Origin of the sequence: Rheinheimera sp. (assembly GCF_036782235.1) — a bacterium.
Taxonomy (GTDB): Bacteria; Pseudomonadota; Gammaproteobacteria; order Enterobacterales; family Alteromonadaceae; genus Pararheinheimera.
Window position 1 is genome coordinate 27,902 of record NZ_DAIPZL010000007.1, and the last position, 21,513, is coordinate 49,414.

Here is a 21,513-nt window from a genome sequence, read left to right on the forward strand (position 1 = left end):
AAAGATCGGTATGTTACCTGCTCTTGAGGTGAATGCAAGTTTGGCTTAGTACCGATCTTTCCATAACCTTAAAAAACGGAATAAGTCGGCGCCGTTCTGTTGCTGCCAACGCTGTTGTAATGCCGGAATTTCACAGCGCAAATAAGGATTAATTTGCCGCTCTTTCTCAAGACTGGTCGGCAGTGTTGGCTGATTGGCAGCACGCCTGGTTTCACACCAGACCCGGTGTTCGACTATCGCGTTGTTGTCTGGTTCCACTTCCTTAGCAAATTGCAGATTGGCCAGGGTATATTCGTGGGTGCAATAAATTTGTGTGTTGCCTTGCAGTGTGTTGATTTTTCCAAGTGACTGGTACATTTGTTGATGTGTACCTTCAAATAAGCGGCCACAACCAGCGCTAAACAGTGTGTCGCCACAAAAAAGCACCGGCTCTTGTGCCTGAAGCTGACAAAAATAAGCAACATGGCTCAGCGTATGGCCAGGCACCGCCAACACGCTAAAAGTTAATTGCAGCTCTTGAACCACAAACTGCATCGTATCACTGACAATATGGCAATTTTTTAACTGATGCCTGGTTTTGTCGCGCTCACCGGCACTGATATACACTGCTAACTCAGGCCAGTGTTGTTGCAAAGCAGGAATGCCGTCCACATGATCCCAGTGATGATGCGTGACCAGAATGGCCACAGGCTCCAGCTGATGAGCTGTTAAAAAAGCAGTGACCAGTTCGGCGTCACCCGGGTCGACCAGTACAGCTTTGCCCTGGTGATGCAAACACCAGATATAGTTATCTTTAAATGCAGCTATGGCAGTGATATGGTACATCTGATTGATCTCTTTAGATTATTTTGTAATTCACCTGGTTTGGTAATAAGGGCGCCAGCACGATGAAACCTGCATTAAGCCGACATATCCCTGCCACAGTGCCGTTGCGCTGGACTGATTTTGCCAGTGGCAAGGCACTTTCGCAGCAGCTCGAAGCGCAGTTTAACTTGTGGTGGCCGCGGATCTTTGGTTACCACTTGTTAAAAGTTGGCGATCTGAGTAGTGCCCTTGATACCAGTGCCTGCAGCATTAAGCACCAGATCAGGCTGGCAACTCAAGCTGAACTCGCCACTGTCATGGCCGATCCTGATGATCTGCCCTTTATCGAACATGCAGTGGATGCCGTATTGCTGGCACATTGTCTGGAATATACACAAGATCCACATCATGTGATCCGTGAAGCTCACCGGGTGTTGATGCCGGACGGCTATCTGCTGTTAAGCGGCGTTAATCCTGTGAGTCTCTGCGGGCTGTTAAAACTCTGGCCCGGCCTGCAACATCGTTTACCCTGGACAGGACGTTTTTTTAGTATGGCGAGGGTCAAAGACTGGCTACATTTGCTTGGATTTGAGGTTTTGTACGAACAACGGCTGTTTTGCAGCAGCATGTTGTCGGAGAAAAACAATTTACCGGCCTTTAAACTGTGGGCAGAGCATCATTTACATTATTTTGGTTCAGCTTATGTGCTGGTTGCCCGTAAAAGAACCCTGCCGCTGACGCCGATTAAACCCAAATGGCAGCTCACCAATAGTTTTAACCCTGCTGTTAAAGGGGTAAGTGCAAGGCAACAGAGTTAACAGGCTGTTTCCTCTTGCTTGAAAAGTTGTTGCCTGCGGTGCGATGGGATAGTGTGAGCTTAACGCTTGCTGCTTAAATACTTATCCAGCGCATTACCAAATTTTTGTTTGTCTTTATTGTCCAAAGCGGCCGGGCCGCCACTGAGCATACCACTGCCGCGCAGCTCTTCCTGAAAATTACGCAGTGTCAGACGCTCACCAATATTATTTTTATCAAGCACGTCGCCTCTGGGAGTGATCACCAAAGCGCCTTTGGCAATAGCAGCTGCTGCCAGCGGAATATCCTGGGTGATCAACAAGTCATTGGGCAAAATGTCGGCGGCTATTTTATTATCGGCAACATCAAAACCAGAGGGCACATGTATAGCTTTAATCAGCGGACTTTTGGGCAGTGGTATAGGGTGGTTTGACACAAAAATCAGTGCTGTTGAGGTTCGTTCACTGGCACGGCATAACATATCGCGGCACACCTTGGGGCAGGCGTCAGCGTCAATCCAAATGGGCATGAGAAGGCTCCTGCATCTGTGACTCTTTTACACAATGCACCAAAGATCCTGAGGCTGTTGCTTTTAACTGCCATTGATTGGCGCTAAGCAGGGTTTTGGCTTGTTGATTATTCAGCTGCATAAATCGTAAATCCGGATGGCTGCTGCCCGGCTGTGGTTGTTCAACAAAACCCAGTTGCTGATAACAATGTGCGGCCAGCTGGTTGTGTTTAAACACAAACAATGAAAAATCAAGTTTGGGGTTTTGTTGTAATGCCCTTGCCATTAAGGACAGCAACAACACATAACTCAGTTGTTTGCCACGATATTGTGGTAACACCAGCAGGCGCGCCAGATGGTGTTTGCCAAAACGATCACAAATCTGACCAAAGCCCAGAGCTGTACCCTGTTGACTGAGTTGATAACTTTCAGTATCGGGTTTGTGTAACTGATGCAAAAACTGCAGTTTATTCACCGGGTAAACAAAACCCTCGCCACCCCATTGACTAAGCGCCGCTGCGCTATCAAAACAGCGGCTCAGGGCCAGGCAATCATCAATAGTGGCACTTTGCAGCAGATAATCCGACATGCTCAGAGTCCCCCACTGGCCCAGAATTGGTAGAGAACAGCTGAGACAGTTATCAAGAACAGCAGACAGGTCAGATACCAGCTCCAGCGATAGAAGGGCTGCTGATAAAATTTTTTGTCAGACCAGATCCAGCTCAGCAGTACCCAGGAAATAACGGCTGACAGTGCAAATACCAGTTGAAAGTTGTTATTTACAACGCTGAGCAATGTTGACACAGTGCCGGTCAGGGCCAATAACAGCCAAGACAACACAGTGATCTTCTTTTTATGGTGATTCAGAGCTGCATCTCCGTGCTGGTTCAAACCTTATGCTTACCACATTAAATCATCAGGGATCTTAAAGTCGGCATAAGGGTCGTCTTCCGGCAGCTGTTCATCCTGCTGGTTGAGTACCAATACAGCTTCAGGCAAGCGCTGTTGCACTTTTTCTGCGATCTGGATAGGGATCAGGTGATACTGTTCACCCACTTTAGCGATGGCAATTAAACCTTTGACCAGTTGCTGTTGTACTTTTTCACTGACGTAAATACGCTTCACCAGAGTACCGTCGGTAAAGTTAAAGGCAATTTCACCTTTATGCGGCAGACTGTTTAACTCAACAATTTGTTTCACCTGAGCGGCAAGTGCTTTTTTAGCGAGAGCTTCAGTTTTTTGCCGGTTCAGTTCCTGATCTTTGGCAATCTGAGCCTGCCTGCTTTGTTCGGCAAGAATTGCGGCTTCATTTACCACAACACCGTTTTTACCGGCCTGAACCCGCTCTTTGTGTTTTTCTTTTTTGATGGCATTGAGTTTTTTTGCATTACCCAGGCCAGCCTTGAGTAGCTGTTCCTGCAGAGATTTACTCATGGTCAATATCCTAAAAATCCGGAGAGGGCTTTATTGTTTCATGTTCTCTGCAAGTTGCAAAGTGGCGCAGTGCCGGTACAAATGCTGACGAGGTATCTGCATTTCGGTTATGCTATGCATGTTTTTTTATTCATAAAGAGAGTCTGCTTTGCCATTTCGCGATTTAAAACTTGACCCACGGATCCTCCGTTCTATCGAACATCTGGGTTTTACCCAGCCAACGCCTATCCAGCAGGAAGCTGTGCCTGCGGTGATGGTCGGTAAAGACTTAATTGTTTCGTCAAAAACCGGGTCAGGTAAAACGCTGGCATATTTGCTGCCAATGATGCAGCGCCTGTTAAAAAGCCGGCCTTTGTCACAAAAAGACGCCAGAGCTTTGATTCTGGCGCCCACCCGCGAACTTGCTTCACAAATTTATGCGCAGTTGCGTCTTTTTGTGGCCAACACCAGACTCAGCAGTGCTTTTATTGTTGGTGGTGAAAACTTTAACGATCAGGAAAAACTGTTAAAGCGTCAGCCCGATATTATAGTGGCAACACCTGGCCGTCTTGCTGATCATCTTGAGCATAAAAGCTTTTTTATTCAGGGGCTTGAAATGCTGATCCTGGATGAAGCCGATCGGATGCTGGATTTGGGTTTTATGCCACAGTTAACTGCCATCCATAAAGCGGCCAATCACAGATTGCGTCAGACATTAATGTTTTCGGCAACTCTCGATCACGCAGATGTCAACGAACTGGCATTATCATTATTAAAAGACCCATACCGGGTTGCACTTGGTGCAGGTTATGATCCGCACAAAGATATTCAGCAACTATGTTATTTCGCTGACAATCTGACGCATAAAGAAGCCTTGCTTAAGCACTTTCTGGCGACAGAACAAATCAAACAACTGATTGTATTTACTGCAACAAGAGAAGATACCGACAGATTAGCGCTTGTGGTTCAACAGGCTGGTTTTGCGGCTGTGGGTCTGAACGGCAAATTAACTCAGGCACAGCGCAACACTGTAATGCAGGCTTTTGCCACGAATAAATATCAGATTTTAGTCACTACGGACGTTGCATCCCGCGGCCTGGATTTGTTGCAGGTTTCTCATGTGATCAATTTTGATATGCCTAAACATCCTGAAGAATATGTACACCGTATTGGCCGTACCGGGCGGGCGGGACAACAGGGCAAAGCCCTGTCTTTGGTCGGACCAAAAGACTGGGATAGTTTTGTCCGTATTGAGCAGTTTTTACGCCGGCCATTAGAGATGGCTGTGGTTGAAACATTACCTGCTAAATTTGATGGTGCTAAGGCAAAACAAGCGGCACCTGCTGCTAAAAAGGTTGCTCCAGCAAAGCCAAAACGCAAAAAAGATGCGGCAACAATAACTTCATCCACAAGCGCAACTGCAGCTAAAAAGTCGCCGAAGTTTTTCCAGGGTGGGGATGATGGTTCAGCACCAATGAAGAAAAAACAAAAATAATCAAAGGTGTTTGTTTTTTATTCATTAAATGGTGCTACACTCGAGAAGTTATCAGCTCAAAAAACAGACGAGTATGGTAGCAACATATTGTTTGTTAAGCCTGTCTTACAAGCAATGGGTGCGGTCAGAATGCAGGGAATTTATTTTCTGCTCGAACAGCAATACCTATTGACCCGGTTATGAGGTTCACTGATAATGGGGTTGTAATATGTACTAGCTCGAACGTGGCCGGTAATATTTAAGTCGCCAGTTGTATGGCAAATATAGTTAAAGTAAGAGAATGTTATGTCACAATTAATTTCCGGTACCGTTAAGTGGTTCAACGAAGATAAAGGTTTTGGTTTCATCGAGCGTGAAGGCGGCAAAGACGTTTTCGTTCACTTCCGCGCTATCAACGGTACTGGTCGTCGTACTCTGGTAGAAGGTCAGAAAGTGACTTTCGAAGTAACTGAAGGCCAAAAAGGTCCTCAGGCTGAGAACGTAACTGTAGTTGCTTAATAGCAATATATAGTCAAAGTTTCTGTAAAGAGCCGGCTCAAGTAGCCGGCTTTTTGTTGGCTGTTATTTACGTAAAACGCAGTAGTTTTGAATATGTGGCAAATTCAGACATCTCCCCAGTTAAAACCAGTACTTGTTTATGGTGCGTCTTGTGGATAACCAGTTGTTTTATCAGTAAAAGAATAATGCGGGTAGGTCAAAGGCGCGAAACCAACTATTCCCAGTGCAAATCGAGTTGCGCTTGTTGTGCCGGTGATTTTAACCCGACATGAACCCCGACTAATCTGACCGCTTTACCTTCTCCCCGTTGCCAGGCTTCTGACAGCAGTTGTTCCAGCAGGGGTAAATCCAGTTGATGATGTTGTCTTTCGATGGTGGTCTGGCGAAAATCCTGAAACTTCAGTTTGATGCCAATTTTCTGGATATGGTTCTTGGCGTCACAACGTAATACTCTTTTGTGTAGTTTTTCATACAGTGTGTGCAACCATTGTTTACCTTGTAACTCTTGTTGCAGATCCTGACTAAAAGTGTGTTCTACCGCGATAGATTTGCGTTCACGCTCGGTTTGAACTTCGCGCAAATCATTACCCTTACTGCGCTCAATCAACACCTCGGCAAAACTGCCAAACTCTTTGATGAGAATTGGTAAACTCATTTGCTGAATATCACGGCACAAGTGAAGCCCTAACTTAGCCAGCCTTTCTGCAGTTTTCTGCCCAACCCCGGGAATTTTGCGCAGCGGTAGGTGTTCAACAAAAGCTGTTACTTTGTCAGGCGGCAGCACAAAAAGGCCATCGGGTTTATTTTCATCACTGGCAATTTTGGCCAGGAATTTATTTGGCGCCACTCCGGCTGAGGCTGTTAAGCCGGTTTCATGAAAAATAGTACGCCTGATATCTTCTGCAATCAGCGTTGCTGAACCTGAAAACAGTTTGCTGTCAGACACATCCAGGTAAGCCTCATCCAGCGAAAGCGGCTCTACTTTATCGGTGTATCTATGGAAAATGGCCTGAAGTTGTGTGCTGACCATCTTATATTTTTCCATATTCCCAGGCACCAGCTTCAGTTGCGGGCAGAGTTTGAACGCCTGGCCTGTTGGCATCGCAGACCTGACGCCAAAAGCGCGGGCAGGGTAGTTACAGGTGCTGATCACTCCTCGTTCGGTGCGGCTACCGCCTATTGCCAGCGGAATATGCCGCCATGCCGGGTTATCGCGCATTTCAACAGCGGCAAAAAAACAGTCCATGTCGATATGAATGATTTTACGCATTCTGAGCCACAACTTTTAGATATCTGTATATGCATACAGTTATTTTGTGCTGATTTATAAAACTGTCAAGACAAAAAAATAAGCCACTGAAATTTAGCCATTTTCAGATAGTGGATCTGACCCGATGCTGTGACGTATTAGTTAATCTAATGCAAGTTGGATGGATGGATGGCCATTTTAACAGTGCAAGCCGGCGTATTTCGATGTATGATGGCGCCCAGTTTTTTAGTCCGTTGATCCACAACTTAAAAAGCCTTTGTGCCGCCGCAGGAGTAAGCATGTTAAAGCGTGATATGACCATTGCCGGTTTTGACCCGGAATTAGCCAAAGCCATTTCCGACGAAACGCAACGTCAGGAACAGCATATTGAACTGATCGCCTCTGAAAACTATTGCAGCCCTCGGGTGCTGGAAGCGCAGGGGTCGCAACTGACCAACAAATATGCCGAAGGCTATCCACACAAACGTTATTACGGTGGTTGTGAGTTTGTTGATATTGCTGAAGATTTAGCTATTGCCCGTGCAAAAGAGCTGTTTGGTGCTGATTACGCCAATGTGCAGCCGCATTCAGGATCTCAGGCCAATGCTGCGGTATTTCTGGCTTTATTAAATGCCGGCGACACTATTTTAGGCATGAGCCTGGCCCATGGCGGTCACTTAACACACGGTGCTTCGGTCAGTGCTTCAGGTAAATTGTACAAAGCTGTGCAATATGGCCTGCATCCGGAAACTGGTGTTATTGATTACGACCAGGCAGAAGCTTTAGCCCTTGAGCATAAACCAAAACTCATCATCGCTGGTTTTTCTGCTTATTCAGGCATTGTGGATTGGCAGCGTTTCCGTGACATCGCCGACAAAGTGGGTGCTTATCTGATGGTGGATATGGCGCACGTTGCTGGTTTAGTGGCAGCTGGTTTATATCCAAATCCAATTTCAGTGGCTGACGTTGTCACCACCACCACTCACAAAACGCTGGCAGGCCCGCGTGGTGGTTTAATTCTGGCGCGTAAAAACGAAGAAATTGAGAAAAAGCTCAATTCAGCCGTATTCCCAGGTGGCCAGGGCGGCCCGCTGATGCACGTGATTGCAGCCAAAGCTGTGGCTTTTAAAGAAGCATTACAGCCTGAATTTAAACTGTATCAACAACAAGTGCTGAAAAACGCTGTCGCTATGTGTGACGAGTTTAAAGCCCGTGGCTACAAAGTTGTGTCAGGTGGCACGCAGAACCATCTGTTCCTGCTGGATTTGATCGACAAAAACGTCACGGGTAAAGATGCTGATGCAGCGCTTGGCCGTGCTCACATTACTGTGAACAAAAACTCAGTGCCAAATGACCCACGTTCTCCTTTTGTGACTTCAGGTTTACGTATTGGTACACCAGCTATTACCCGTCGTGGTTTTGGTGAAATCGAATCCCGTCTGGTTGCTAATTATATTTGTGACGTGCTGGACAATATGGGTGATGAAGCTGTGGTTGAGCGTGTAAAAGGTCAGGTTACTGAACTTTGTGCCCGTTTCCCGGTTTACGGCTGATTTGGCAAGCCGAAGTTAAAAAGTGATAATATGGCCGCAATTGCGGCCATTTTTTTAAGGAACACCCAGTGTTTTGTCCATTCTGCCGTGCAGACGACACCAAAGTCATTGATTCCCGCCTGGTTGCTGATGGCCATCAGGTCAGAAGGCGGCGCGAATGTGGTGCCTGTCATGAACGTTTTACCACCTTCGAAACCGCTGAGCTGGTGATGCCACGTATTATCAAAAGAGATGGTTCACGCGAACCTTATAACGAAGATAAGTTGCGCAGTGGTTTACAACGTTCTTTAGAAAAACGCCCGGTGCCAACCGAACAGGTTGAGCTTTTGATCAGTAAAATTGAGTCACAACTGCGCGCCACAGGCGAGCGGGAAGTGCAGAGTGAACTGATTGGTCAGCTGATCATGGACGGGCTGGTGAAACTGGACAAAGTAGCTTATGTGCGTTTTGCATCAGTGTACCGCTCCTTTAAGGATATCCGCGAGTTTGGTGAAGAGATTGCCAGGCTGGGGGATGACTAACGGATGTTTTCTGCAGCTGATGAAAAGTTTATGCACAGGGCGCTGGAACTTGCCGCCCTTGGTCGTTACACCACATCCCCAAATCCAAACGTTGGCGCTGTGCTGGTCAAAGAAGGCCAGGTGATAGGTGAAGGTTATCATCGCCAGGCCGGCGGTCCTCATGCCGAAGTGTTTGCACTGCGTGAAGCCGGCGAGAACGCCAGAGGCGCTACTTGTTATGTCACGCTGGAGCCCTGCAGTCATTATGGCCGCACGCCGCCTTGCGCCTTAGCACTTATCGAGGCCGGAGTCAGCCGGGTGGTGGTGGCGATGACAGATCCAAATCCACAGGTCGCCGGGCGTGGTATTACAATGTTACAGCAGGCGGGTATTGAGGTGCACACCGGTTTACTGGAAGCGCAAGCCCGTGCGCTCAATCCAGGCTTTTTACACAAAATGCAGTATCAGCACCCTTATGTACAGCTAAAACTGGCTGCCAGTATTGATGGCAGGACTGCACTGAAAAACGGTGCCAGTAAATGGCTGACAGGCAATGAAGCCCGCGCTGATGTGCAGCATTTGCGGGCACAAAGCTGCGCTATTTTATCAACTGCCGAAACCGTGCTTTGTGATGAGGCGCTGCTAAATGTGCGTGCCGACACTATCACGCCGCTGGAAAACGGCAGCCTGCGCCAGCCGCTTCGGATTATTCTTGATCAGAAATGCCGTTTAACAGGCGTTGAACCCTTGTTTTTGCAGGGGGGCAACATCATCTTGTTGCATCAGCAGCATCAGAACTGGCCTGAGTTACAGTTGCCAGCAGCCGCACAGGTACAGCGTCATGGCATCACTGTAGGCCAAGACGGCCGTTTTGACTTAGCGGCAGTGATGGCCTTTATCGCCACTTTGCCGGTTAATCTGTTGTGGGTTGAAGCCGGAGCGCAATTAGCCAGCAGTTTGTGGCAACAGCAACTGGTGGATGAGCTGGTGTTATATCAGGCGCCCGTGCTATTGGGGCCTGACGCGAGGCCTATGTTGCAGTTTGCTGAACTGACAGAAATGTCACAGGTACCAAGGCTCAATTGGTTTGAGATACAACAGTTTGGTTGCGACCTTCGTTTACGCGCCAAAGTGAAAGGACAATAACAATGTTTACCGGAATTATTGAAGCGACCGGCACTTTGCTGCAAATAACACCCAAAGGTTTGGATGTCAGCGTAAAAATTCAGAGTCAAACGCTGGATTTTTCCGATGTCAAACTGGGGGACAGTATTGCCAGCAATGGTGTTTGCCTGACAGTCACAGCTTTTGGTGCCGATTGGTTCAGTGCCGATTTATCCACTGAAACACTGAAGCGGACTTTGTTTGGCAGCTACAAAACCGGTCAGCGGCTAAATCTGGAAAAAGCGCTGTTGCCAACGACCCGTTTGGGTGGTCATCTGGTCAGCGGCCATGTTGACGGTTACAGCAGTGTCAGCCGCATTGAAAAAAGCGGCCGTGCCTGGCAAATTTTTATTAAAACCCCGCCAGAGCTTGCCCGTTATATTGCTGAAAAAGGTTCTATCACTGTGGATGGCGTGAGTCTGACCGTGAACGAGCTGCTGGCAGACGAATTTCGTTTAACCATAGTGCCGCATACGGCGCAGCAAACCACGTTAGAGCAGCTCGAAGCGGGCAGCAAAGTGCATCTGGAAGTAGATTTGCTGGCCCGATACCTTGAACGATTAATCACCGGCGCAGCTGCACCGGTTAAGTCCGGCGTGAGTCTGGAACTGTTACAACAACGCGGCTTCCTCTGAGCCTACAATCTGAGCCAACAACAGGGTGAAAACCCTCTTAGGTGAGTTATGCAATTAAATACGCCTGCTGAAATTATTGAAGATATTCGTAACGGTAAAATGGTCATTCTGATGGATGACGAAGACCGTGAAAACGAAGGTGATTTAGTGATGGCGGCCGATTATGTCACCCCGGACGCCATTAACTTTATGGCCACTTATGGCCGCGGCCTGATTTGTCTGACCTTAACCCGCGACCGTTGTAAGCAGCTGAACCTGAGTTTGATGGTGGACAAAAACAAATCGCAGTTTGCCACCGCTTTTACGTTGTCGATTGAAGCGGCAGAAGGTGTGACCACCGGCATTTCAGCGGCCGATCGTGCCCGCACTGTCAAAGCAGCAGTAGCCCGTGATGCGAAAGCGTCAGACATAGTGCAGCCTGGTCATATTTTCCCGTTAATGGCGCAGGATGGTGGTGTACTGGTGCGCGCCGGTCACACTGAAGCGGGTTGTGATTTAGCCAGACTGGCTGGTTTAGAGCCGGCCTCAGTGATAGTCGAAATCCTGAATGACGACGGCACTATGGCGCGCCGGCCAGACCTTGAAAAATTTGCTGCCAAACACGGCATTAAAATTGGCACCATTGCTGATTTAATTGAATACCGTAACCTGAACGAAACCACTATTGAAAAAGTGGCCAGCTGTAAATTACCGACAGCTGTGGGTGAGTTTGATTTAGTGACCTTTCGCGACACTATCGACAATCAAATTCACTTTGCGTTGGTCAAAGGTGAGATCAACCCTGAGCAGCCCACTTTAGTCAGGGTACATTTGCACAATACTTTCAGCGACCTACTGCTTGCAGATCGCGCAGCCAACCGCAGTTTTTCCCTGCACAGCGCAATGAAACGTATTAATGCCGAAGGCGGTGTGCTGGTGCTCTTAGGTAAACACGAAAGTACCGAAGAACTGATGGCAACAGTGCAGGCGTTTGAAGCTGAAGACAAAGGTGAAAAACCGGTCAGTGCGCCCTGGAAAGGCACTTCACGTAATGTGGGTGTGGGTTCACAAATTCTGGCCAGCCTGGGCGTGCGTAAAATGCGTTTATTAAGTCAGCCAAAACGTTACCATGCGCTGTCTGGTTTTGGTCTGGAAGTGGTGGATTACGTTTCGGAATAACAGCTATTTGTGCTGTGAATACAAAGAAACACTAGTCGGATGAGGCCGTTGTTGTGTTATCATATGCGGCCTTTTTTACCATCCGTATGAAATGATGTTGGCTATCAACGGCCATGTCCTTGCGATAACGCAAGGTTTAACAATAACGAGGATTACCCATGCAAGTGATTGAAGCTGGTTTAGCTGCCAAAGGTAAAAAGTTTGCCATTGTGGTGGCACGTTTTAATAGCTTTATCGTGGAGAGTCTGCTGGAAGGCGCAGTTGATACCTTAAAACGGGTGGGCGATGTTGCCGACAGCGATATTACCGTCGTGCGGATCCCTGGTGCTTTTGAGCTGCCACTGGCCGTACAAAAAGTGGCGCAAAGCGGCAAATACGACGCAGTGATTGCGTTAGGTGCTGTGATCCGTGGCGGCACGCCGCATTTTGAATATGTCGCCGGTGAATGTGTTAAAGGCATTGCTCAGGTGTCGATGCAACACAATCTGCCGGTTGCTTTTGGTGTACTGACAGTTGAAAGCATTGAGCAGGCGATTGAACGTGCTGGCACCAAAATGGGTAACAAAGGTGGCGAAGCCGCTATGTCTGCCCTTGAAATGGTTAATGTGTTAGCACAAATCTAGGATTTTTTGATGAAACCAAACGCACGTCGCCAGTCCCGTTCGCTGGCAGTCCAGGGGGTTTATAGCTGGCAAGTCAGCAAAAACCCAATTGGCGATATTGAACAGCAATTACTGCTGGAGCAGAACACTAAACATCTGGATGTAGGTTATTTTCAGGACATTCTGCGTGGTGTAGCTGTGAACTATGCCGTGCTGGATGAAGCGGTAAAACCTTTTATCGACCGTCCTTTTGAAGAAATTGACCTGGTGGAAAAAGCGATTTTGCGTGTGTCGGCTTATGAACTGAAGTTCCGCCTGGATGTGCCTTACAAGGTGGTCATCAATGAGGCGATTGAGCTCGCCAAAGCCTTCGCCGCCGACGACAGTCACAAGTTCGTCAACGGCATCCTCGATAAAGCAGTGAAGCTACTGCGACCAAATTGATGGAGAGCCGGCGAAAGTCGGCTTTTTTATGGGCGAATTTGAACTCATATCCGAATGTTTTAGTCAGGCAGGCCGCAGCAGAGCCGACGTTGTCCTTGGTGTGGGTGACGATGGCGCAGTAGTGCAAATCCGCGAAGGCTTTGATCTGGTGGTGACCACAGACACTATGGTGCAAGGTGTGCATTTTTTCCCTGATGTAGACCCGCGTGCGCTTGGCCATAAGCTGGTGGCGGTGAATGTCAGTGATTTGGCGGCCATGGGCGCCGAGCCTTGCTGGTTGTCGCTGGCCATTAGTTTGCCGGAAGTCAACAATACCTGGCTGCAGGCTTTTGCCGAAGGTTTAAGCGAAACCGCAGATTATTACAATTGCCAGTTGATTGGCGGTGATACCACCCGTGGCCCGCTGACCCTGACGGTGATTGCCAAAGGTTTGGTACCTAAAGGTAAAGCCTTAACCCGTGCCGGCGCTAAAGTGGGTGATTATATTTATGTTACCGGTACCCTGGGTGATGCCGCTTTGGGGTTAAAACTGGTGCAGGATCAGGTGGAAGTCAGTAAAAAACACCGTGCCCATATTCTGCAGCGTTTTCATTATCCAACAGCCCGGGTGGCCTTGGGTCAGGCGCTTCGCACTATTGCCAGCAGCGCTATGGATATTTCTGACGGTTTATGTGGTGACTTGCCGCATATTCTGAAAAGGTCGAAAGTGGGTGCCACTGTGGATGTGAATAAGATCCCGATGTCGCAGGCTCTCAAAGACAGTTGTGACTGGCAACAGGCGCTTCAGTGTGCTTTATCCGGTGGTGAAGATTACGAACTGTTGTTTACCGTGCCGGAGGATAAAAGGGGCTCACTGGAAGTGTTGTTATCCCCTTATGGTGTGCCTGTAACCTGCATTGGCCGTATTACCGGTGTGGCCGGAAAACTGGAACTGCGCCAGGGGGATCAACCTTTTGTCTACACGCATCAGGGATACCAGCACTTTTAATGAAAGCACATCCGTTTTTGCTGCATAAATGGCAACATTGGCTGGCGCTAGGGTTTGGCAGTGGTCTGTCGCCCAAAGCGCCGGGCACCTTTGGTACTTTGGCGGCGTTGCCTCTGGTGTGGCTGCTGGCGATGATATCGCCGCTCTGGGCTGCTGTTGCTATTGTTGCCGCTGCGTTGCTCGGTGTGTATCTGTGTGAAATGGTCAGTCGTGATATTGGCACTGAAGATCACGGCGCCATTGTGTTTGATGAAATTGTCGGTTTTGCCATCACGCTTTGGGCTGTGCCTTTTAACCTGCAAAATGTGCTGGTCGCTTTTGTGTTGTTCCGGCTGCTGGATATTGTCAAACCCTGGCCAATCCGTTGGTTTGACCGCAATGTGCACGGCGGTTTAGGTGTGATGATGGATGATATTGTCGCCGGAGTGCTGGCCTGCCTGCTGCTTCATAGTGTATGGTTACCGCTTCAATTGTAAAAACCGGTTAACCTGCTGCAGGTCGTTATGAATTCTGCCTCTTTGTTTTTGTTATTACTGCTTTTTTTCTCCGCAAGTCTCAAGGCGCAACAGCCGCAGTCTATCTACGATTACGATATTAAACAGTGGACTGCTGCTGATGGTTTATCCAATAACTCAGTGCGGGCTGTGACTCAGGATCAGCAAGGCTATTTATGGATAGGCACCTTAACCGGCCTGAACCGCTTTGACGGCAATAGTTTTGATGTTTTTACGTCGCAGGCCAACCGCCACCTGGTCAGCAATACCATTACCCGCTTATTAACCGACAGTAACGGTTATATCTGGGTGGGCACCCGCTCAGGCTTATCCGGTGTGAACAGCGCCACCTTAAAATTTGACCGTTACCCTATTCTCGGGGAAGTTACCGCCATAGTTGAAGTTGCACCGGACGAAATCTGGGTGGCCGCTGACAATCTGTTCCGTGTGAAAGAAGGCAAAATCAGCCGGGTGGAGCAGGTAAAAGAGCAGGTGAATCAGCTTGAAGTGACGCCAACCGATGTCTGGATCAGCAGTAGTAAATTTTTATATAAAATCTCCAGGGCAGGGCAGCTGGATAAACTGACACTGCCGCCGGACTTAGCTCAGCACCCGGTTTATGATTTGTTGTGGGAGCACGACAGCCTGCATCTGGCCACAGAACAAGGTTATTACCACGTTGGCGCCGATCAGCAGTTTCATCGTTGCCCTTTGCCGCAGCGCGATTCCAAAGCAGTGTATAAGCTGTTTCATGATAAACAGCAGGGTGATTGGGTATCAGGTTACAGCGAGTTATTCCACCGCCATCAGGGCCAGGACTGGCAGGTGATCAGCCGTGATGAGCTTGGCAGTTCCACTTTATTTACCGACATTTATCAGGACCGGCAGCAAAACGTCTGGCTTGGCAGTTTTGGTGACGGCATTTACCGTGCATCCAGAGGTAAAATTAACCGTATTGTCGGTAAAAACCAGCCTGATGAAGTGGTGCGCAGTGTTGCCGCGGCTGACGATGGCCGTTTATTGCTGGCATTACAACAAGGTCTGGGATTTCTGGATGCCAGCCAGCAGTTTTCTGCTATTACACTGCCCCACAACATCAGCCTTGGCACAGTGCAGGATATGCAGCAGGACGGCGAAAGCTGGCTGCTGGCCAGCGACAGCGGCGTGTACCGGCTTAATGTGCAAAGTGGCGAGCTGAAGCTACTGGACCCTCAGTTACAGGGGGTAAAATCCCGGGTGGTTAAACCCAGAGTGGCCGGTGGTTTCTGGATTGGCACCAGTGCCGGTATTTATCAGTATCAGCACGGTGAATTAAAAGTTTTTGCCGCCAATAACGAGCTTGAATCCACTGTTATTACCTATATTGCCGATCAGGGCGATAAACTTTTGATAGGCACCACCAGAGGTGGTTTTCAGTATCAGGGCGGTAAATTGTTGCGCATAGGCCTTGGCAGCCCGCTGTACAACGCTTATGTCAGCAGTTTGTTGTGGCGCAAAGACGGAACCTTGCTCGCCTCGACCATAGACGATGGCTTGTTTATCCGTCAGTTTGACGGAAAATGGCTGCAGTTTGATACCGCCAATGGTTTGCCCTTTGAACCTATTGTCAGTTTGTATGACGATATCCAGTCGGGTTATGTCTGGGCCAGTACCCTCAAAGGGATTTTCCGTTTTCATCCGGCCGATCTGGTACGTAACGATCAGAGCAAATCGTTATTTGAACAGGTGTTAACACCTTACGATCGCCAGCTTGGCACCGCACCTGGCCGTTGTTGTAACGGCACGGGTCATAGCAAAGTGGCAATGCTGGATCAGCAGCTGTATTACCCCACCTTAAAAGGCCTGGTGTCGGTGCCGCTGAATTTTAAAGGCGGTCCAACGACTACCAGCAGGCCGATGCTGCAGCAGGTGCTGTCACAGCAGCGTAGCTATGAAGTGCAGCCTGCGCAGAGCCGCCAGGTGATGGCCACCGACGAGCGCAATTTAACGTTACGTTACACGGCTGTTGATTTTTTAACACCAACAGCGCTGGAGTTCCGTTATCAGCTCAAAGGTTTTGATGCCGGCTGGCATTATGTCGGCAGCAGACGTGAAGCTATTTACACCAACCTGCCGCCTGGCAGTTATCAGTTCCAGCTGCAAAGCCGGCAAAGTACCCAAAGCTGGGAGTTGGCGCAGAACACCGAACTCGAGTTGGTGATCCCTAAACGTTTTGACGAAACCATTATTTATCGTGGACTTTGGCTGTTGTTGGCTTTGATCATTCTGTATGGTTTGTTCTGGCTTGGCCGGCGCAATAACCAGCTTAGGGAAGCGTCTTTAACCAAACTGGTGAAACAACGCACGCAGGAGCTGGAAAACAGCAATACCAAACTCAATGAACTCAATGAGCAGCTGTCGCAGTTGACCCATAAAGATCCGTTAACCGGCCTTCGTAACCGCCGTTTTATGTTTGAACAGTTGCCCAAGGACATAGAGCATTATCAGCGCAACCGCGAGTCGATGCTGGCGCAAAACAAATGTATTGCACTTATTCATCTGGATTTGGATAACTTTAAGCATATCAATGACAAATATGGCAACAGTGCCGGCGACAGTGTACTGCAGCAAATCAGTGGCTTGCTTATTCGTGAAACCCGGGGTTCGGATTATGTGGTGCGGTACGCCGGTGAAGAATTTATGCTGGTGCTCAGAGACGTACCGCAGGATCTGGTCAAGGAGTTTGCGCTTCGGTTAAACGAGCTGGTGGCGCTGGAGTCGTTTTTACTGCCGGATGGCAGGGCAGTGCGGCTCAATTGCTCTATTGGTTATGCTTTGTATCCGCTGGATTTGTTAGGCGGTCAGCTGATTGGCTGGGAAGTGTCATTGCAACTTGCTGAGTTGGCGCTGTTTCATGTTAAACATGCCGGGCGTAATGGGGTGGCAACTATTTTGTTTGACCAGCAGGTGGATGCTTTTGAGTTTGAAGACAGTAACCATATTGAAGCTCAGGTCGAAAAATTCCTGGCCGGCAGTGTGGCATGGTTTGATTTAACTTTGTGTAAAGTGGGTAAAGCCAATCCCTAAACTGGCAAAATGCCAGGCTGGCGTCGCAGCAAGCTCAAGGCAGAGCAGCGATAAAACGTCCATCACATAATTTACAGTGTTTGATGAGTCGCAAAGATAAAAAAGCCCGGTTAAAAACCGGGCTTTTTGGCAAATTGCGTGTTGTTTTAGTCGGCTTTATGCAGACTGTGGCGCAATAAACTGCTGAATACGCGACAGGATCCCGGCGCTATCCAGGCCAAGCTCTGCATACAACTCTTCCTGCGAGCCGTGACGGATAAACTGATCGGGTAACCCCAGATTCAGCAGTGCATAAGGCAAGCGCAGCGCAGCCACAGCTTCATTGACCGCAGAGCCGGCACCACCTGCGATAGCATTGTCTTCCAGCGTCACCAGTGTCTGGTGGTTAGTGGCCAGTTGCTGCAGCAGTGGTAAATCCAAAGGTTTGACAAAACGCATATCGACCAGAGTAGCATCCAGTGTTTCAGCAGCGGCCATGGCTTGATGTAGTAAAGGGCCAAAAGCAAGAATGGCGATGTTTTTGCCCTGGCGCACAGTGCGGCTCTGGCCTACAGGCAGCAAAGTCATGTTGTTTTGTGCTTCTGTGCCGTTGGCATAACCACGCGGATAACGTACTGCAGCCGGGCCTTTATGCATATAGCCTGTGTACAGCATCTGACGACATTCATTTTCATCCGAAGGCGCCATGATCAGCATATTCGGGATAGCCCGCATATAACTTAAGTCAAAAGCGCCCTGATGGGTGGCACCATCGGCACCAACAATGCCGGCGCGGTCAATGGCAAAGAGCACATCGAGATTTTGCAAGGCCACATCGTGTATAAGCTGGTCATAACCGCGCTGTAAAAAGCTGGAATAAATAGCCACCACAGGTTTTAAACCGTCAATGGCCATACCTGCGGCTAAAGTCACCGCATGTTGTTCGGCAATAGCAACATCAAAATATCTGTCCGGATAGGTTTTTGAAAAACGGACTAAATCTGAACCTTCGCGCATGGCTGGTGTAATAGCCTGCAACTTGGGATCCAGCGCCGCCATATCACAGACCCAGTTGCCAAAAATATTGGAAAAATTCGGCTTGCCGGCTTTTTTCGCCGGTGTGCCCTGGCTACTTGGGTCAAATTTGCTGACGGCATGATAACCAATAGGGTCCTGCTCGGCGGGGGCGTACCCTTTGCCTTTTTTCGTCACGACATGCAGCAATTGCGGGCCTTTGAGCTGACGCATATTACGGATGGTGTCGACCAGCGTCACTACGTCATGGCCATCAATGGGGCCTATGTAGTTAAACCCCAGCTCTTCAAAAAAAGTACCTGGAGTCACCATGCCTTTAAAATGTTCTTCGGCGCGGCTGGCCAGTTCATGCAGCGGCGTGCCGCTTAAAATCTTTTTGCCGCCTTCACGCAGGCTGGTATAAAAGTTACCCGATAAAATCCGGGCAAAATAACGGTTTAACGCGCCGACGTTTTCGGAAATCGACATTTCGTTGTCGTTTAAAATCACCAGCATGTCGGGTTTGACTTCACCGGCATGATTCAGCGCTTCAAACGCCATACCGGCGGTAATGGCTCCATCCCCAATTACAGCCACTACTTTGCGGTTTTTCTGTTCTGCTTTGGCGGCAATGGCCATCCCCAAAGCTGCGCTAATTGAGGTGCTGGAATGGCCAACGGTTAAAGTGTCGTATTCACTTTCTTCACGGCATGGAAATGGGTGTAAACCATTTAACTGACGAATGGTCGGCATGCGGTCGCGCCGGCCGGTCAGAATTTTATGCGGATAAGCCTGATGGCCCACATCCCAGATCAAACGGTCAAAAGGTGTGTTATAGACATAATGTAAGGCAACCGTCAGCTCAATAGTGCCCAAACCTGATGCAAAATGGCCACTGCTCTGGCTGACCGATTTTAACAAATAGTCACGCAGCTCGTGGCTCAGTTTGGCTAGCTGCTCTTGTGGCAACTGACGCAACTCTGCCGGCAGATTGGCTTTGGCTAACAGTGGGTAATCAAGAATATCGGGCGCCATAAACTAAAACCTTGGTCAAAAGCTGCGTGCAATTACGTAATGGGCAAATGCGCTGAGTTGTTGGGTGTCATAAGGTAACACAGAAAGCGCGTCTTTGGCTTGTGCAAAGAGTTGCTGCGCCTTGGCTTTGGCAACTTCTAAACCAAGCAAAGCCGGATAAGTGGCTTTATTGGCTTGTTGATCCGAGCCCTGGGGTTTACCCAGAGTGGCGGTGTCACCTTCGATGTCGAGAATATCGTCCTGTACCTGAAATGCCAGGCCCAAAGCTCTGGCATATTTCACCAGTGCGGCCAGTTCAGCTTCATCGCGTTTGGGGCTGCATAACCAGGCCATCTGTACTGCTGATTCAATTAATGCGCCTGTTTTCAGTTGATGCATGGCTTCAAGCGCTTCAACAGTCATGGCTTTGTTGGTATGGGCAAGGTCTATCGCCTGACCACCACACATACCGTTATAACCAGAATGCAGTGCCAGTTGCTGCACCATCAACAGCCGCTCTTTAAAATCCACCTGCTGATAGGGGTGGGCAGAGAGTACTTCAAAGGCAATGGCCTGCAGCGCGTCGCCGGCCAGAATGGCGGTGGCTTCGTTAAAAGCTTTATGGCAGGTTGGGCGACCACGGCGTAAGTCGTCGTTGTCCATGGCCGGTAAGTCGTCGTGGATCAATGAGTAGGTATGCAGACACTCCAGCGCCATGGCCGGTGCATCCAAATCATCCAGTGAAGCGCCCAGCATCTGGCCACAGCTGTACACCAGAAAAGGCCGTATTCTTTTGCCACCGGACAACAGACTGTATTGCATGGCCTGCAACAACTCAGCATCAGTATTGACTCTGGACTGCAATAGCGCAGCCATTTTTTGCTCCACCCTTTGCTGGTAGAGCGGTAACAGAGGTAACGCCACGTTATTCTCCTGCGGCCGGGGTAAAGGCAACCAGCTGCTCGCTGTTATTTTGTTGCAGCAGCATTTGCACTTTTTGTTCAGCAGTTTGCAGCTGTTGCTGGCTGGCGCGTGCCAGGGCAACACCCCGTTCAAATTGTTGCAGCGCATCATCAAGCGATAGATCACCTTGTTCCAGCTGCTGCACAATAGTCTCCAGCTCGGCGATCATCTGCTCAAATTGCTGCGGATTTGCTTGCTTTTTACTCATAATCCGGCCTTTTTAAAAGTGTGCGCAAAGTTACCTCAGAGCTTGGCTATGGTCAATCAGAATGGCGGTGGCGGCAACTAAATTTGAGTGACAACTTAAATATTTTTAAGCATTTACTGCTATTGGTCGATAACTCACTATAAGCTAAGATAAAACTGATATTTGGTTTGTACTTTTCGGGAGATTCGATGTGGATTTAGCAACCGTCATAGGTTTAGTTGCCACTATTGGCATGATGGTCTGGGCTATGTACCTGGCTGCTGCCGGCAATCTGGTGATGTTTTATGATTTTGTCTCCATCGTGATCGTTTTTGGTGGCACCGTCACAGTCATTATTACGAAATTTACTTTTGGTCAGCTTGGTGGCTCTTTTAAAGCCGCCGGAAAAGCTTTTATGTTTAAAAGTGAAGCACCAGAAGAACTGATTGAAAAAGCTGTGCAGTTGGCTGACTCAGCCCGAAAAGGTGGTTTTTTAGCGCTGGAAGAAGCAGAAATTCCCAATCCTTTTATGCAAAAAGGCATCAATATGCTGGTTGACGGCCATGATGCCGATGTAGTGCGTGGTACTCTGGAAAAAGACATTGACCTCACCTACAACCGCCACGGCCTGTATATCTCTATTTTCAAAAATATGGGTGACCTGGGGCCGGCAATGGGCATGATAGGTACTCTGGTGGGCCTGGTGGCGATGTTGGCCAATATGTCAGACCCTAAAGCGATAGGCCCCGCCATGGCCGTTGCTTTGTTAACAACTTTATATGGTGCAATTTTAGCGAACTGTCTCTGTATCCCCTTGGCCGACAAAATGGCCATCCGCAACGAAGAAGAAAAAATCAATAATCAGTTGATTCTGGACGCCATTATGGGGATTCAGGACGGTCAGAACCCAAAAGTGATTGAAGGGGTGCTGCGTAATTATTTAATGGCGGCAAAACGCGAAGCCAAAGCTGAAGCTGAGTAGGAGCGGAT

22 protein-coding genes are annotated in these 21,513 nt (G+C 48.7%); 14 read left to right on the forward strand and 8 right to left on the reverse strand.

Translation table 11 applies throughout. The features are described from left to right. Positions 1 to 45: 45 nt before the first annotated feature. The gene (gloB, locus tag V7P87_RS09655; RefSeq protein WP_296296481.1) at positions 46 to 825 is read right to left on the reverse strand and encodes a hydroxyacylglutathione hydrolase; all 780 of its coding nucleotides are present in this window, start codon (positions 823 to 825) and stop codon (positions 46 to 48) included. Between the two features lie 62 nt (positions 826 to 887). Here gloB and V7P87_RS09660 point away from each other — a divergent pair, with 62 nt between their 5' ends. Beyond that, positions 888 to 1,622 (forward strand): class I SAM-dependent methyltransferase, encoded by a 735-nt coding sequence (locus tag V7P87_RS09660; protein WP_296296480.1) that lies wholly within the window; start codon positions 888 to 890, stop codon positions 1,620 to 1,622. 59 nt (positions 1,623 to 1,681) lie between these two features. Here the strand turns inward: V7P87_RS09660 and V7P87_RS09665 are convergent, their stop codons facing one another. From V7P87_RS09665 to V7P87_RS09675, 3 genes are all read right to left on the reverse strand, one after another. Continuing rightward, positions 1,682 to 2,128 (reverse strand): YaiI/YqxD family protein, encoded by a 447-nt coding sequence (locus V7P87_RS09665; protein ID WP_333797247.1) that lies wholly within the window; start codon positions 2,126 to 2,128, stop codon positions 1,682 to 1,684. Further along, positions 2,112 to 2,696 carry a GNAT family N-acetyltransferase gene (locus V7P87_RS09670; RefSeq protein ID WP_333797248.1) on the reverse strand — a complete coding sequence of 195 codons (585 nt, stop codon included), beginning with the start codon at positions 2,694 to 2,696 and terminating at the stop codon, positions 2,112 to 2,114. The genes V7P87_RS09665 and V7P87_RS09670 overlap by 17 nt, the downstream gene beginning before the upstream one ends. 311 nt (positions 2,697 to 3,007) lie before the next feature. After that, positions 3,008 to 3,541: a DUF2058 domain-containing protein gene (locus tag V7P87_RS09675; protein WP_260656233.1), complete on the reverse strand. Its 534-nt coding sequence runs from the start codon at positions 3,539 to 3,541 to the stop codon at positions 3,008 to 3,010. 148 nt (positions 3,542 to 3,689) lie between these two features. On the opposite strand from V7P87_RS09675, the gene V7P87_RS09680 reads away from it, so the two are divergent. Further along, positions 3,690 to 5,015 carry a DEAD/DEAH box helicase gene (locus V7P87_RS09680; protein ID WP_333797249.1) on the forward strand — a complete coding sequence of 442 codons (1,326 nt, stop codon included), beginning with the start codon at positions 3,690 to 3,692 and terminating at the stop codon, positions 5,013 to 5,015. 285 nt (positions 5,016 to 5,300) lie between these two features. Further along, entirely contained in the window at positions 5,301 to 5,513 is a 213-nt protein-coding gene (locus tag V7P87_RS09685; RefSeq protein WP_031565533.1) for a cold-shock protein, read from the forward strand. Between the two features lie 214 nt (positions 5,514 to 5,727). Here the strand turns inward: V7P87_RS09685 and dinB are convergent, their stop codons facing one another. After that, the gene (gene dinB / locus V7P87_RS09690) at positions 5,728 to 6,783 is read right to left on the reverse strand and encodes a DNA polymerase IV (RefSeq protein ID WP_333797250.1); all 1,056 of its coding nucleotides are present in this window, start codon (positions 6,781 to 6,783) and stop codon (positions 5,728 to 5,730) included. A gap of 278 nt (positions 6,784 to 7,061) precedes the next feature. Here dinB and glyA point away from each other — a divergent pair, with 278 nt between their 5' ends. The 10 genes from glyA (at position 7,062) to V7P87_RS09740 (ending at position 17,366) form a co-directional block, all read left to right on the forward strand. Next, positions 7,062 to 8,315, forward strand: a complete 1,254-nt coding sequence (glyA, locus tag V7P87_RS09695; protein ID WP_333797251.1) for a serine hydroxymethyltransferase — start codon at positions 7,062 to 7,064, stop codon at positions 8,313 to 8,315. A 68-nt stretch (positions 8,316 to 8,383) separates the two neighbouring features. Then, positions 8,384 to 8,836, forward strand: a complete 453-nt coding sequence (nrdR, locus tag V7P87_RS09700) for a transcriptional regulator NrdR (protein WP_260656230.1) — start codon at positions 8,384 to 8,386, stop codon at positions 8,834 to 8,836. 3 nt (positions 8,837 to 8,839) lie between these two features. Continuing rightward, a complete protein-coding gene (ribD, locus tag V7P87_RS09705; protein ID WP_333797252.1) occupies positions 8,840 to 9,961 on the forward strand; it encodes a bifunctional diaminohydroxyphosphoribosylaminopyrimidine deaminase/5-amino-6-(5-phosphoribosylamino)uracil reductase RibD in 1,122 nt (373 codons plus the stop codon). A gap of 2 nt (positions 9,962 to 9,963) precedes the next feature. After that, positions 9,964 to 10,614, forward strand: a complete 651-nt coding sequence (locus V7P87_RS09710) for a riboflavin synthase (RefSeq protein WP_333797253.1) — start codon at positions 9,964 to 9,966, stop codon at positions 10,612 to 10,614. A gap of 48 nt (positions 10,615 to 10,662) precedes the next feature. Further along, on the forward strand, positions 10,663 to 11,772 hold the full coding sequence (gene ribBA, locus V7P87_RS09715; RefSeq protein WP_333797254.1) for a bifunctional 3,4-dihydroxy-2-butanone-4-phosphate synthase/GTP cyclohydrolase II: 1,110 nt from the start codon (positions 10,663 to 10,665) through the stop codon (positions 11,770 to 11,772). A 158-nt stretch (positions 11,773 to 11,930) separates the two neighbouring features. Continuing rightward, on the forward strand, positions 11,931 to 12,395 hold the full coding sequence (gene ribH, locus V7P87_RS09720; RefSeq protein ID WP_260656226.1) for a 6,7-dimethyl-8-ribityllumazine synthase: 465 nt from the start codon (positions 11,931 to 11,933) through the stop codon (positions 12,393 to 12,395). Positions 12,396 to 12,404: 9 nt separating this feature from the next. Continuing rightward, positions 12,405 to 12,818, forward strand: a complete 414-nt coding sequence (gene nusB / locus V7P87_RS09725; protein WP_260656225.1) for a transcription antitermination factor NusB — start codon at positions 12,405 to 12,407, stop codon at positions 12,816 to 12,818. Positions 12,819 to 12,846: 28 nt separating this feature from the next. Next, positions 12,847 to 13,806, forward strand: coding sequence for a thiamine-phosphate kinase (gene thiL / locus V7P87_RS09730; protein ID WP_333797255.1), 960 nt, complete (start codon positions 12,847 to 12,849; stop codon positions 13,804 to 13,806). Next, positions 13,806 to 14,282 (forward strand): phosphatidylglycerophosphatase A family protein, encoded by a 477-nt coding sequence (locus V7P87_RS09735; RefSeq protein ID WP_333797256.1) that lies wholly within the window; start codon positions 13,806 to 13,808, stop codon positions 14,280 to 14,282. Before thiL ends, V7P87_RS09735 begins: the two co-directional genes overlap by 1 nt. Positions 14,283 to 14,309: 27 nt before the next feature. Then, the gene (locus V7P87_RS09740; protein WP_333797257.1) at positions 14,310 to 17,366 is read left to right on the forward strand and encodes a diguanylate cyclase; all 3,057 of its coding nucleotides are present in this window, start codon (positions 14,310 to 14,312) and stop codon (positions 17,364 to 17,366) included. A 156-nt stretch (positions 17,367 to 17,522) separates the two neighbouring features. Here the strand turns inward: V7P87_RS09740 and dxs are convergent, their stop codons facing one another. From dxs to xseB, 3 genes are read right to left on the reverse strand one after another with little or no spacing between them, the layout of a single operon-like run. Then, complete coding sequence (dxs, locus tag V7P87_RS09745) at positions 17,523 to 19,394, reverse strand: 1-deoxy-D-xylulose-5-phosphate synthase (RefSeq protein WP_333797258.1); 1,872 nt, start codon at positions 19,392 to 19,394, stop codon at positions 17,523 to 17,525. A gap of 15 nt (positions 19,395 to 19,409) precedes the next feature. Further along, positions 19,410 to 20,297: a (2E,6E)-farnesyl diphosphate synthase gene (gene ispA / locus V7P87_RS09750; RefSeq protein WP_333797259.1), complete on the reverse strand. Its 888-nt coding sequence runs from the start codon at positions 20,295 to 20,297 to the stop codon at positions 19,410 to 19,412. A 1-nt stretch (position 20,298) separates the two neighbouring features. Beyond that, positions 20,299 to 20,544, reverse strand: coding sequence for an exodeoxyribonuclease VII small subunit (gene xseB, locus V7P87_RS09755; RefSeq protein WP_333797260.1), 246 nt, complete (start codon positions 20,542 to 20,544; stop codon positions 20,299 to 20,301). 190 nt (positions 20,545 to 20,734) lie between these two features. Between xseB and pomA the strand changes: the two genes are divergently transcribed. Then, the gene (gene pomA, locus V7P87_RS09760; protein ID WP_333797261.1) at positions 20,735 to 21,505 is read left to right on the forward strand and encodes a flagellar motor protein PomA; all 771 of its coding nucleotides are present in this window, start codon (positions 20,735 to 20,737) and stop codon (positions 21,503 to 21,505) included. The last annotated feature ends 8 nt before the right edge of the window (positions 21,506 to 21,513 follow it).